We start from the raw sequence: 11,708 nt of genomic DNA, 5'->3' as shown, positions 1-11,708 counted from the left end.
TCGGTCTTTACGCACGTTTGGATTTGGCGCGCTTTTTTCCGTCCGCGGGCCCCTCAAGGTGCCCCATGATGATCCCCGCCTCGCCATCGGTGATCGATGGTTCCACGTGGAACATATGCTGCCATCCGGTCAGCTCTGCCAATTCTTGCCCTGCCGACCGCCCTTTGGGCAACAGCCACGCGGTCGCCTTTGTGGAAAACCGGGCAGATAGTTCGAGCAGACGCGGCAATGGTGCAAAGGCCCGGGCGGAAATCACCGATACGGCTTGGCTTTCCACCAGTTCCAAACGGCTGCCGATCACCTTGGCCTGCTTCAGATCCAGATCGTCACAAACACGCTGAAGCCAATCGACCCGGCGTGCGCGCGATTCAACCATCCACACCGGCATCTCGGGCCGCATCAACGCGATGACCAGACCGGGGAATCCCGCCCCCGTCCCCATATCGAGCCATGGCCCCGATGTTTCACGTGAAACATCCGGCCAAGTGACATGAGTCAGAAGCTGCGCTGAATCGACGATATGGCGCCGCCAGACTTCGGCCAGCGATCCGCTCGACACCAGATTCTGATGCTCGTTTTCCTCTTTCAGCATCGCCACCAGACGTTCGGCGCGCGCTTTTGCAGCGCTGTCGAAACCGGGCAATTGCTCCAGCCAGGCAAGGGCTGCCGCCTCATCAGCGATCATGCCGAAAGCCTCCGCGCATGAACGAGCAGGGCTGCGAGCGCAGCAGGCGTGATCCCCGGGACGCGCCCGGCTGCAGCGAGCGTCGTTGGGCGAGCCTTACCCAACCGCTCAACCATTTCACGGGAGAGGCCGGGCGTATCGGCATAGGGGAAATTCTCTGGCAGAGCCAAACCATCATGCGCGCGCATGTCCTTCAATTCGCGATCCTGCCGTTCCAGATAGGGAGCATAGGCAGCGTCCTCCGCCACCTCTGCCGCCAGATCGGCATCATCTCCCAGACCGTCTTCGATCCAGGGTTCCAGCGTGTCGAGAGTCACGCCACCAAAACGGAGCCATTCGCGCAGCGGCAAGCGACCTACATCCTCACGGACGGGCACGCCGCTGCGGGCTAATTCAGCGCTGGTCACAAGGTGATCGAGCTTGGCCGAAAAGGCCTCGCGATCCGCCTCGCGCTGTTCATACCAGGCGCGGCGTTCCTCGCCGATGCAACCGGCAGCCAGTGCCAGAGGTGTCAGACGAGTCACCGCATTGTTGGCGCGCAACCGAAGGCGATATTCGGCGCGGGCCGTCAACATGCGATAGGGTTCGGAAACGCCCTGCAGAGTCAGGTCGTCCACCATCACCGCCATATAGGCATTGGCGCGATCAAGCGGCGCGGGCGCCCTGCCCAGCACAGCAGCCGCAGCATGCATGCCTGCGATGAGTCCTTGCGCAGCGGCTTCCTCATAACCGGTGGTGCCGTTGATCTGTCCGGCGCAATAGAGGCCCGGCATCGCCCTCACCTCAAGGCTGGGATAGAGCGCGCGCGGATCGATGTGGTCATATTCGACCGCATAGCCCGGCACCGCCATCTCGACCTCTTCCAACCCTTCCATGGTGTGCAGCATTGCGAGCTGCACATCGGCGGGCAAGGAGGTGGACACCCCATTGGGATAGACCAGCGGCGTATCGAGACCCTCGGGTTCGAGGAAAATCTGATGGCCGTCGCGGTCGGCGAAGCGGTGGATCTTGTCCTCGATGCTGGGGCAATAGCGCGGGCCGGTCGCCCCGATCGCACCGCTGAACAAAGGCGAGCGATGGAGGTTGGCGCGGATCACATCATGCGTCGCGGGATTGGTGCGGGTGATGGCGCAGAACACCTGCGGATTCACCCGCGCCTTTTCCATGGGTGACATGCACCATTGGATCGTTTCCGAAGGCTGCGATTCAAGACGAGCCCAATCGATGCTGCGGCCATCGAGGCGCGGCGGCGTACCCGTCTTCAACCGTGCCATCGGCAGAGCGGCATCACGAATCTGCGCCGCCAATCGCTGGGCCGAAGCCTCACCGATGCGGCCGCCGACCATGCGCTCTTCGCCACGAAACAACGTGCCGCCAAGGAAGGTGCCGGTGCAAAGGATCACCGCCGAAGCATTGATCGTGGAACCATCGGCCAGCTGTAAACCGGTGACTTTGCCGCCCTGCTGAATCAGCGCAGCCGCCTCGCCCTGCACCAGAGTCAGATCGCCCTGATGTACCAGCAGCTTTTGCACCGCCGCCTTGAAGCGCTTGCGGTCGGCCTGCACGCGCGGGCCTTGCACGGCGCTGCCCTTGCTGCGGTTGAGCATGCGATAGTGGATCGCGCCAGCGTCGGCAGCGCGGGCAATGATGCCATCAAAGGCATCGACCTCGCGCACCAGATGGCCCTTGCCCAGGCCGCCGATGGCCGGGTTGCAGCTCATGGCGCCGATGGCGTCGAGATCGAAACTGACCAGGGCAACCTTCGCGCCCATGCGCGCGGCAACGGCAGCGGCCTCGACCCCTGCATGGCCTCCGCCGATCACAACCACATCGAAATTCTGCATGGGCCCGCCCTACATGAGGGCGAGGCTCAGGTCAAAAGGCGTGTTTCACGTGGAACATCATTTACCGATGCAGAAGCGACCGAACAGCGTATCGAGCATATCCTCGGTGGTGGTGCGGCCCAAGAGGCGATCCAGAGAGACGCGGGCGAGACGCAGACCCTCGCCCACCAGCAGCGGATCATCCTGTCGCGCTTCGGCGTCATGAAGCGCTGACACCACAGCGGCCAGTGCGGCGTGCTGGCGCTGATTCAGCGCAGCCTCTCCCGGGCGAGGAAGCGCGGCGCGGGCATGAGCCACCAGATCACGGCGTAGATCATCCACCCCCTCACCACTCTTGGCCGAGACGCGATGACGGGGCTGACTCTTGGCGTGATGATCAGCGCGGTCGATCTGGGCAGCGATCTCCCACAGGCGATCATCGGCATCCGGCCCCTGCCCTTCCTCTCCCAGCCATAGGATCAGATCGGCTTGATCGACGATGGCCCGGGCGCGCTCGATGCCAATGGCCTCGACCACATCGTCGGTTTCATCGCGCAGACCCGCCGTGTCGAAGAAGCGGAAAGGCACGCCTTGAATCGCCACGGGATGAGTCAGCACATCGCGTGTCGTCCCGGCGATGGGCGCGGTGATCGCTGCTTCACTTTCCACCAGCGCGTTGAACAGAGTCGACTTACCGGCATTGGGAGGCCCTGCAATCACCACGCGGAACCCTTCACGCAAGGCTTCCGCGCGCGGGCGATCGAGCCATTGCGCGATGGTGAAACGCAGATCGCCCAGCCTCACCGGGATATCTGCAGGCAAACCGCCGACATCATCCTCATCGGCAAAATCCAGCGCCGCCTCGACCAGCGCCGAAAGCGACAGCACCTCCTGCCGCCAGCTATCCACCAGCGCCGACAAAGCACCGCCTGCCGAAGCCATCGCGCTCTGTCGCTGCAATTCGGTTTCGGCGGAGAGCAGATCGGCCAGACCCTCGGCCTCGGCCAGATCAATGCGACCGTTGGTGAAAGCGCGACGGGTGAACTCACCCGGCTCGGCCTTGCGCAGGCCGGGCAACTGACTCAGCGCCTGCTCCACCGCCGCAATCACCGCGCGGCCACCATGGCAATGCAATTCAACCAGATCCTCGCCGGTTGCGGTTTTCGGTCCGGGGAACCACAGCAGCAGAGCATGGTCCAGCACCTGGCCGCCGCTGTCGCGCAAAGCGCCATAGCTCGCTCGACGCGGCGCGGGCAGCCGCCCGGCCAAAGCCCGCAAGGCCTCCCCCGCCTGAGGTCCGCTGATCCTGATAACGGCAATCGCCGCCGGAGCCGCCCCGCTGGAGGGCGCGAAAATCGTATCCTGCATCCGCAGGCGTGTATCAGCCCTTGGGCTTGCCCGCCATGCCCACGCCCGCTTCGATCAGCTGCTGGAACATCTTCAGCCCCATCTGGCCCATCGGCGCGAACTGCTTGGTGTATTCGGCCAGTTGCTCCAGACTGCCGCCGCCCTGCATCGCCTTGATCACGGCATCGATATACATCTCATTGGCCCGGGTCACATCGGGCAGACCCAGAAAGCGCCGCGCCTCTTCCGGGCTGCAATCAATCTCAAGATTGAGCTTCATCAGGCCTCTCCCTAAACTGTGACGAACCGTCAAACATAGCTGGCATAGCCAGAGCTGACTGTCCATTCATCTGTCCTTCAGTCGTAACAATCGGCCCCTCCACGGAGTTCCCCATGACAACCAACACGCTTATCCCCAGCCTTGACCACACAGGCGAGATCCCCGCCTATGTCGCCAAACCTGAAGGCACCCCGCGCGGCACGGTGATCGTGGTGCCCGAGATCTTCGGCGTGAATCCCGGCATCGTTGCGAAGGCCGATGACTGGGCCAGCAAGGGCTACGTCGCCATCGCGCCCGACGTGTTCTGGCGCCAGGAGCCCGGCGTGGAACTGGACCATGATGTGCCCGAGGAGATGACTCGCGCCCTGGCCATGATGAGCGCTCACAACTTCCCCGCCGGTGTGGACGATATTCGCGCGTTGATCGCATGGGCGCGCGCTCAGAATCCGGACGTGAAAGTCGGTCTGGTCGGATTCTGCATGGGCGGTCTGGTGGCCTATCAGGCGGCTGCGCGCACCGACATCGATGCTGCTGTTGGCTATTACGGTGTGGGGCTGGATCAGCTGTTGGGTGAGGCCGGGAACATCAAGGGTCAGTTGCTGCTGCATATCCCCACCGCCGACGCCTTCACCTCGCCCGAGCAGCAGAAGGTGATTCATGCCGGGCTGGATTCGGTGCCGAATGTGACTCTGTATGATTATGAAGGCCTCGGTCACGGTTTTGCGGAGACCAAGGGCAGCCGTCGCAATGAGGCTGGCGCTGTGTTGGCCGATGCGCGGACGGTGGAGTTTATTGCCGAATTTATCGGGTAAGAAAGAAGGATAAGTGCGAGGGCCATCGCCCTCGCGCTCCCTTTAATGTCTTCGTTGCGCATCAGGTTCGGCGGCAGAGCCAAGGTCGCTGCGCCGCAGGCCTTGAATCCGCCAGTGCACCCTATCGATCATGAGATTCATAGCCTGCGGCGCCAGCAGGTGGAGAGCCGGAGCGCAACATTTCGGCGACCCTGCCCTATCGGCGGAAGACGTTCCGGGAGCGCGAGGGGGTAACCCCCTCGCATCTTTCTTCTTCAAAACCTGAATCAAAAAAGGGGCAGGATTCCTCCTACCCCTTCCTTGAATCTCAGACCGAATGAATCTTACTGATTCATCGTCGCGAAGAAGTCTTCGTTGGTCTTGGAATCCTTCATCTTGTCGAGCAGGAACTCCATCGCGTCGACGGTACCCATCTGCATGAGGATGCGGCGAAGCACCCACATCTTGGAGAGGTTGCCCTTCTCCACCAGCAGCTCTTCCTTGCGGGTGCCGCTCTTGCCCACGTCCAGCGCGGGGAAGATGCGCTTGTCGGCCACCTTGCGGTCCAGCACGATTTCGCTGTTGCCGGTGCCCTTGAACTCTTCGAAGATCACCTCGTCCATGCGGCTGCCGGTGTCGATCAGCGCGGTGGCGATGATGGAGAGCGAACCGCCTTCCTCGATGTTACGCGCGGCGCCGAAGAAACGCTTGGGGCGCTGCAGGGCATTGGCGTCCACACCGCCGGTCAGCACCTTGCCGCTCGAAGGAACGACCGTGTTGTAGGCGCGGCCCAGACGGGTGATCGAGTCCAGCAGGATGACCACGTCGCGCTTGTGCTCGACCAGGCGCTTGGCCTTTTCGATCACCATTTCGGCGACCTGCACGTGGCGCGTTGCGGGCTCGTCGAAGGTGGAGGAGATCACTTCACCCTTCACGCTGCGCTGCATGTCGGTGACTTCCTCGGGACGCTCATCGACCAGCAGCACCAGCAGGAACACCTCGGGGTGGTTGTCGGTGATGGCCTTGGCGATGTTCTGCAGCAGCACGGTCTTACCCGTGCGCGGCGGCGCCACGATCAGTGCGCGCTGGCCCTTGCCCTGCGGCGAGATCAGATCGATCACGCGCGCCGACTTGTCTTTGACCGTCGGGTCCAGCGTGTCCAGCTTCAGGCGGTTGTTCGGATAGAGCGGCGTGAGGTTGTCGAAATTCACGCGGTGGCGCACGGCCTCCGGGCTGTCGAAGTTCACCGCGACCAGCTTGGTGATCGCGAAATAACGCTCGCCATCCTTGGGAGCGCGAACCTCGCCCTCAACCGTATCGCCCGTGCGCAGGCCCCACTTGCGGACCTGATTGGGCGAGACGTAAATGTCATCCGGGCCAGCCAGATAGTTCGCCTCGGGGCTGCGCAGGAAGCCGAAGCCGTCCGGCAGCACTTCAATGGTGCCGATGCCCAGGATCTCTTCGCCATCCTCGGCCAGTTCTTTCAGGATCGCAAACATCAGATCCTGGCGGCGCAGCGTGCTGGCGCTTTCAACGCCCAGTTCCTCAGCCATTTCGACCAGCTCGGCCGATGTTTTTTTCTTCAATTCTTTCAAATGCATAAATAATTTCCGTAAGGAGGTTTTCGGCCGGCGGGTCCATCGGGCCTGGAGAAGGCGGACCAGTTGCGCGCTACGTTCGCGCGCAAATCATTGCCGGTGAGAGGTTAGCGCATATTCTGTTGGCGCTTTCCCGTCAATAAATTGGCGATGGGTGGAGGGGATTGATTGGTTGGGAAGAAGGGAAAGAGAAATGCGAGGGTCATCACCCTCGCGCTCCCTTTAATGTCTACCTCAGCACCACGGGTTCAGCCGCAGGGCAACGTCGCCGCGCCGCAGGCAAGAACGATAACACCGCGCTGAAGAGTTGAAGCCTGCGGCGCCAGCAGGTGGAGAGGCTAGGCACAAAGATCGGGCGCCCCTGCCCTATCGTCGGAAGACGTCATGGGAGCGCGAGGGGGTAACCCCCTCGCATCTTCCTACTTCAAAAACTTAAAACGGCCGCACAATCACCAGAATCACGATGATCGCCGCCGCCACACCGGGCACCTCATTCAGCAGGCGCAGAGTCTTGCCCGGCAGCTTGCGATCACCCTTGGCCAGACTCTTGGCATAGCCCGCCAGCCACACGTGATAGCCCGTCAACACCAGCACCATCGCCAGCTTGGCGTGGAACCAGCCTTGCGAGAAAGCTCCGATCGTATGGGCCAGCAGCAGCCCGAACACCCACACGGCCACCAGAGAGGGCCACATGATGATCTTGAGCAGCTTGTTCTCGCGGTCGATCCAGCGGCGCTCTTCCTCGGTGCCGGGCAGGCTTTCCTGATGGTAGACGAAATAGCGCGGCAGCATGAAAAGCCCCGCCATCCAGAAGATGACGAAGATGATATGGCCGGCCTTAAGCCAGGCGTAGGTCATCGAGAGTATCCAATCCATACAGGCCTATATAGGTTATCGGTGCCAGTTGCGCACCACCTGAAGCAACTGTTCGACGTGCGCGAGGGGCGTCGTCTGCCCAATGCCATGGCCAAGGTTGAAGACATGGGGGCGGTCGGCAAAGGCCTCCAGCACCTCGGTCGCGCGCTTGTCCAGCTCCGCGCCGCCTGACAGCAGCAGCAGGGGATCGAGATTGCCTTGCACCGGCATGCCAGCGGGCAGTTCGCGCGCGGCCCAAAGCGGGTCGACGGTTTCATCCACGCCCACGGCATTCACGCCAGTCTCGCGGGCATAGGCGGCCAGCTTCTCGCCCGAGCCCTTGGGGAAGCCGATCACCGGCACATCGGGGTGGAGAGCCTGAATCTGCGCGGCGATGGTGGCGTTGGGCGCAATCACCCAGCGCTCATATTCGCGCGGAGCCAGACTGCCAGCCCAGCTGTCGAAAAGCTGCACGGCTTCGGCGCCCGCCTTGATCTGGCCATCGAGATACTCGACGGTCACCTCGATGATGGCATCAATGATCGCCTGGAAGGCCTCAGGATCGCGATAGGCATAGGCGCGGGTCTCATGCTGGTCACGGCTGCCCTCGCCGTTCACCATATACGTGGCGACCGTCCAGGGGCTTCCTGCGAAGCCCAGCATGGTCACCTCTTCCTTCAGCGCGGCTCTGACCAGACGCACCGTCTCGTAGATGGGTGACAGACGGTCTGGAACCCCCTGCAAAGCCTGCAAGCTATGATCCACAAGCTTGGGCGAGAGATGAGGCCCTTCGCCCGCCAGAAACGCCAGATCCTGACCCATCGCATAAGGCACGATCAGAATGTCTGAGAACAGGATCGCGCCATCGAAGCCGAAACGGCGCAGCGGTTGCAAGGTGATCTCTGCTGCTGCCTCGCTGTCATAGACCAGAGGCAGGAACCCGCCCTTCTCCGCGCGAAGCGCGCGATACTCAGGAAGATAGCGCCCGGCTTGCCGCATCAGCCAGATGGGACGGCGAGAGAGGTTCTCTCCCTTGAGGGTGGCGAGCAAAGGACCGGGCATTGTGAGTCATTCCTGATTCAAAGAGGATTCATGAAAGGATGATGAAGGTTGTTGGGCCTGTGGATAGTGGGAATTACGGCCACTTGCCTGAATTATGCCGGGCTGAACAGCGCAAAGCGATCTGCGACTCCGTGACTCCAATCGTCAAGGAATCCTTATGCCCCTTATCCCCAGCCTGTGGGAAAGACTGCCCACATGTGCGCAGGCCCCGGATTGAGTCCGGGTTAGCGGGGGTGGACTCTATCCCCCATTTTGTCGGTTCTCCTGTCCTGCCGTTTATGCCAAGGGATATCCACAAGGGCTGATGGCCCGCATTCCTTTCTCCCCAGCACTTTGGCTTGTTGTTTATGAACCGCCTGCATCTGCATCTGCTCTCGGATTCCACCGGCGAAACGCTGGAGATGATCGCCAAGGCGGCGCTCGCCCAGTTTGAGGATGTGGAGGTCAACCGCCATTTCTGGCCGATGGTGCGCAGCCAGGCGCATCTCGATCGCGTGATGGGCGATATCGCGGCCAATCCGGGCCTGGTGCTCTATACGATGGTCAGCCACGACATCCGCCGCATGCTGGAGGACCGCTGTCTGGCGATGAGCCTGCCTGCCGTGCCGGTGCTGGATTCCGTCACCGATGCGCTGGGCAATATGCTGGGGCAGCAGGCGAAGGGGCGACCGGGCAAGCAGCATATTCTGGACGCGGCCTATTTCGCGCGCGTCGATGCGATTCATTTCTCCATCGCCCATGATGACGGGCTGAATTGGGAAAACTGGGAAGAGGCCGACATCGTGCTGGCGGGCGTCTCGCGCAGCTCGAAAACGCCGACCAGCATCTATCTCGCCAACCGCGGCTATAAGGTGGCGAACATCCCCATCGTGGTGGAAAGCCCGCCGCCTGCCCTGCTGTTCGGCCTGCGTGCGCCGCTGGTGGTCGGGCTGACGACGGCGCCGGAGCGGCTGGTGCAGGTGCGTCGCAACCGCCTGCTCTCAATGAATCATCAGACCGAGACATCCTATGTCGATGTCGAGCGGGTGAAGACCGAACTGCTCTACGCCCGCCGCATGTTTGCCGACAATGGCTGGCCGGTGATCGACGTCACCCGCCGCTCGATTGAGGAAACCGCCGCCGCGATCATTTCGCTGCTCAAGGATCGCAATGCCCAGGATGTGGGCGCACAGGCCGGAAACCGCCCGATATGACCGATAAAGTTCCTCTGGTGCTGGCGTCCAAAAGCGCCTCACGTCGCGCGATGTTGACCGCAGCTGGTGTGCCTTACACGATTCAGCCCGCCGATGTGGATGAGCGCGCGCTTGAATCCGCGCTGGCCGATGCCGCGCCCGCCGATGTGGCGCTGGCTCTGGCCGAGGCCAAGGCTCTCGCCGTCTCCGAAACCGAGCGCGATGCCTTGGTGCTGGGCAGCGATTCACTGGTGGTGGTCGAGGGCCGCCGCTTCGACAAACCCACCAGCCGCGAGAATGCCGCCGAGCATCTGCGCTTCTTCTCGGGCAAGGTGATGGAGCTGCATTCCGGCGCCGCCCTCGCCCGCGCGGGCCAGATCGTGTGGAGCCATGGCGAAGTGGCCAAGCTGCATGTGCGCGCTTTGGATGAGGCCTTCATCACCCAATATCTCGACGCCGAATGGCCCGAGGTGGCGGGATGCGTCGGTGTATTCCGTGTGGAAGGTCTGGGGATAAACCTGTTTAACTCTGTGGAAGGTAGCCATTTCACGGTGCTGGGCATGCCCCTGCTGCCGGTGCTGGGAGCCTTGCGGGCTCAAGGGGTTATCGCATGACTCTCCCCTACGCAGAGGTGATCGGTGATCCCATCGCCCAGTCCAAATCGCCTATTATCCACAAGCACTGGCTGAAAGCGTTGGGGCTTGAGGGCGATTACCGCCACGCCCATGTCACCGCAGAGGCCCTGCCCGCCTATATCGCGGCCCGCCGTCAGGATGAAAACTGGCGCGGCTGCAACGTCACCATGCCTCACAAGCAGGCCGTGATGCCCCTGCTTGATGCGCTGGACCCGCTCGCCGAGCGCGTCGGCGCGGTGAACACGGTGGTGCGCGGCGCGGATGGCACGCTGACCGGCTACAACACCGACGTGCCCGGCTTTATGGAGCCGCTGGCCGATTTCGTGACTACGCTGGATCAGCCCTGCCGCGCTCTGGTGCTGGGCAATGGTGGCGCAGCGAGGGCGGTGGTCGCGGCGCTGGCCGAGGCTGGCCCGGCGATCACGCTGGCGGCGCGCGATCCGGCCAAGGCCAAGGCGTTGGTCGATGCGCTGGCCCCGGCGGGTGATCATGGCGTCAGCGATCTGGCCACCTTCGCCCAGCCTGCGGAGGGCGGCTATCATCTGCTGATCAACGCCAGCCCGCTGGGCATGGTGGGTAACCCGCCGCTGACGTTCGATCTTTCGCATCTGGCGCCGGGCGCTGTGGTGTACGACATCATCACCGCGCCGCTCAAAACGCCCTTGTTGCACGCGGCGGAAGCCTCGGGCTTCACCACCGTCGATGGCCTCTCGATGCTGATCGGTCAGGCGGCTTCGGCTTTCGAGCGCTTTTTCGGCGCCCCCCCGCCCCGGCAGGATGGCGATGCCGCCCTGCGCGCACTGCTGACGGCATGACTCGCCCTTTTGTCCTCGGGCTGACCGGCTCGATCGGCATGGGCAAATCGGCGGTGGCAGCGATGATGGAAGAGATCGGTGTGCCGGTCTTCGATGCCGATGCGCAGGTGCGGCTGATGCAGGGCCAGAATGGCGCTTTGCTGCCCGCTATCGAAGCGGCCTTCCCTGGCACCACCGGCCCCGATGGCGTGGATCGGGTGAAACTGGGCGCAGCCGTCTTCGGCGATGATGCGGCGCTGGCCAGACTCGAAGCCATCGTCCACCCCGCTGTCTCCGAAGCGCGCATGCGATTCCTCGAAGAGCATGCCGTCGCGCCTTTGGTGGTCTACGATATCCCGCTGCTGTTCGAAAAAACGGGCCGCAAGGGAATCGATGCCGTCGCGGTCGTTTCCGCCCCTGCCGAAGCGCAGCGCGAAAGGGTGCTGGCCCGCCCCGGCATGACCGAGGAAAAATTCGCGCAAATCCTCGCGCGGCAGATGCCCGATTCCGAAAAACGCGCTCTTGCCAATCACATCATCGACACCGGCACCAGCCTTGCGCAGACTCGCGCACAGGTCGCGGCGCTGATCGAACGGCTGATCCCGACACGATAATAAAAGCGTCACAACCCCTTGTAAGCGGGCCTCGGCAGGACGATAGTCGAGT

12 protein-coding genes are annotated in these 11,708 nt (G+C 62.7%); 5 read left to right on the top strand and 7 right to left on the bottom strand.

All coding sequences use genetic code 11. The annotated features are described in order from the left end of the window. Positions 1 to 7: 7 nt before the first annotated feature. The 4 genes from rsmG to HGK27_RS18105 are packed head-to-tail and all read right to left on the bottom strand — an operon-like array spanning position 8 to position 4,135. The gene (rsmG, locus tag HGK27_RS18120) at positions 8 to 685 is read right to left on the bottom strand and encodes a 16S rRNA (guanine(527)-N(7))-methyltransferase RsmG (RefSeq protein ID WP_206242415.1); all 678 of its coding nucleotides are present in this window, start codon (positions 683 to 685) and stop codon (positions 8 to 10) included. Beyond that, entirely contained in the window at positions 682 to 2,529 is a 1,848-nt protein-coding gene (mnmG, locus tag HGK27_RS18115; protein ID WP_206242413.1) for a tRNA uridine-5-carboxymethylaminomethyl(34) synthesis enzyme MnmG, read from the bottom strand. The genes rsmG and mnmG overlap by 4 nt, the downstream gene beginning before the upstream one ends. Positions 2,530 to 2,586: 57 nt before the next feature. Continuing rightward, complete coding sequence (gene mnmE, locus HGK27_RS18110; RefSeq protein ID WP_206242411.1) at positions 2,587 to 3,876, bottom strand: tRNA uridine-5-carboxymethylaminomethyl(34) synthesis GTPase MnmE; 1,290 nt, start codon at positions 3,874 to 3,876, stop codon at positions 2,587 to 2,589. Positions 3,877 to 3,889: 13 nt separating this feature from the next. Further along, a complete protein-coding gene (locus HGK27_RS18105; protein WP_206242410.1) occupies positions 3,890 to 4,135 on the bottom strand; it encodes a DUF6489 family protein in 246 nt (81 codons plus the stop codon). Between the two features lie 113 nt (positions 4,136 to 4,248). Here HGK27_RS18105 and HGK27_RS18100 point away from each other — a divergent pair, with 113 nt between their 5' ends. Further along, positions 4,249 to 4,947: a dienelactone hydrolase family protein gene (locus HGK27_RS18100; RefSeq protein ID WP_206242408.1), complete on the top strand. Its 699-nt coding sequence runs from the start codon at positions 4,249 to 4,251 to the stop codon at positions 4,945 to 4,947. 323 nt (positions 4,948 to 5,270) lie between these two features. Here the strand turns inward: HGK27_RS18100 and rho are convergent, their stop codons facing one another. From rho to hemE, 3 genes are all read right to left on the bottom strand, one after another. Continuing rightward, positions 5,271 to 6,527 (bottom strand): transcription termination factor Rho, encoded by a 1,257-nt coding sequence (rho, locus tag HGK27_RS18095; protein WP_206242406.1) that lies wholly within the window; start codon positions 6,525 to 6,527, stop codon positions 5,271 to 5,273. Between the two features lie 429 nt (positions 6,528 to 6,956). Continuing rightward, positions 6,957 to 7,400 (bottom strand): CopD family protein, encoded by a 444-nt coding sequence (locus tag HGK27_RS18090; protein ID WP_206242405.1) that lies wholly within the window; start codon positions 7,398 to 7,400, stop codon positions 6,957 to 6,959. A gap of 15 nt (positions 7,401 to 7,415) precedes the next feature. Further along, a complete protein-coding gene (gene hemE / locus HGK27_RS18085) occupies positions 7,416 to 8,441 on the bottom strand; it encodes a uroporphyrinogen decarboxylase (protein ID WP_206242403.1) in 1,026 nt (341 codons plus the stop codon). 347 nt (positions 8,442 to 8,788) lie between these two features. On the opposite strand from hemE, the gene HGK27_RS18080 reads away from it, so the two are divergent. Genes HGK27_RS18080 through coaE form a run of 4 tightly spaced genes read left to right on the top strand, consistent with a single transcriptional unit; the run spans position 8,789 to position 11,656 of the window. Continuing rightward, on the top strand, positions 8,789 to 9,634 hold the full coding sequence (locus HGK27_RS18080) for a pyruvate, water dikinase regulatory protein (RefSeq protein ID WP_206242401.1): 846 nt from the start codon (positions 8,789 to 8,791) through the stop codon (positions 9,632 to 9,634). After that, complete coding sequence (locus HGK27_RS18075; protein WP_206242400.1) at positions 9,631 to 10,227, top strand: Maf family protein; 597 nt, start codon at positions 9,631 to 9,633, stop codon at positions 10,225 to 10,227. Before HGK27_RS18080 ends, HGK27_RS18075 begins: the two co-directional genes overlap by 4 nt. Beyond that, entirely contained in the window at positions 10,224 to 11,063 is an 840-nt protein-coding gene (gene aroE, locus HGK27_RS18070; RefSeq protein ID WP_206242398.1) for a shikimate dehydrogenase, read from the top strand. The genes HGK27_RS18075 and aroE overlap by 4 nt, the downstream gene beginning before the upstream one ends. Next, complete coding sequence (coaE, locus tag HGK27_RS18065; protein WP_206242396.1) at positions 11,060 to 11,656, top strand: dephospho-CoA kinase; 597 nt, start codon at positions 11,060 to 11,062, stop codon at positions 11,654 to 11,656. Before aroE ends, coaE begins: the two co-directional genes overlap by 4 nt. Positions 11,657 to 11,708 lie beyond the last annotated feature (52 nt).

It is taken from the genome of Novosphingobium terrae (assembly GCF_017163935.1).
Classification (GTDB): Bacteria; Pseudomonadota; Alphaproteobacteria; order Sphingomonadales; family Sphingomonadaceae; genus Novosphingobium; species Novosphingobium terrae.
This window is presented reverse-complemented; position numbering and strand designations above follow the sequence as displayed.

Excerpts from the sequence above, each read along its gene's own strand:
- mnmG (WP_206242413.1), bottom strand. The coding sequence starts at position 2,529 with ATGCAGAATTTCGATGTGGTTGTGATCGGCGGAGGCCATGCAGGGGTC.
- mnmE (WP_206242411.1), bottom strand. The coding sequence starts at position 3,876 with ATGCAGGATACGATTTTCGCGCCCTCCAGCGGGGCGGCTCCGGCGGCG.
- HGK27_RS18100 (WP_206242408.1), top strand. The coding sequence starts at position 4,249 with ATGACAACCAACACGCTTATCCCCAGCCTTGACCACACAGGCGAGATC.
- coaE (WP_206242396.1), top strand. The coding sequence starts at position 11,060 with ATGACTCGCCCTTTTGTCCTCGGGCTGACCGGCTCGATCGGCATGGGC.
- HGK27_RS18075 (WP_206242400.1), top strand. The coding sequence starts at position 9,631 with ATGACCGATAAAGTTCCTCTGGTGCTGGCGTCCAAAAGCGCCTCACGT.
- rsmG (WP_206242415.1), bottom strand. The coding sequence starts at position 685 with ATGATCGCTGATGAGGCGGCAGCCCTTGCCTGGCTGGAGCAATTGCCC.
- HGK27_RS18090 (WP_206242405.1), bottom strand. The coding sequence starts at position 7,400 with ATGGATTGGATACTCTCGATGACCTACGCCTGGCTTAAGGCCGGCCAT.
- HGK27_RS18080 (WP_206242401.1), top strand. The coding sequence starts at position 8,789 with ATGAACCGCCTGCATCTGCATCTGCTCTCGGATTCCACCGGCGAAACG.
- HGK27_RS18105 (WP_206242410.1), bottom strand. The coding sequence starts at position 4,135 with ATGAAGCTCAATCTTGAGATTGATTGCAGCCCGGAAGAGGCGCGGCGC.
- hemE (WP_206242403.1), bottom strand. The coding sequence starts at position 8,441 with ATGCCCGGTCCTTTGCTCGCCACCCTCAAGGGAGAGAACCTCTCTCGC.
- rho (WP_206242406.1), bottom strand. The coding sequence starts at position 6,527 with ATGCATTTGAAAGAATTGAAGAAAAAAACATCGGCCGAGCTGGTCGAA.
- aroE (WP_206242398.1), top strand. The coding sequence starts at position 10,224 with ATGACTCTCCCCTACGCAGAGGTGATCGGTGATCCCATCGCCCAGTCC.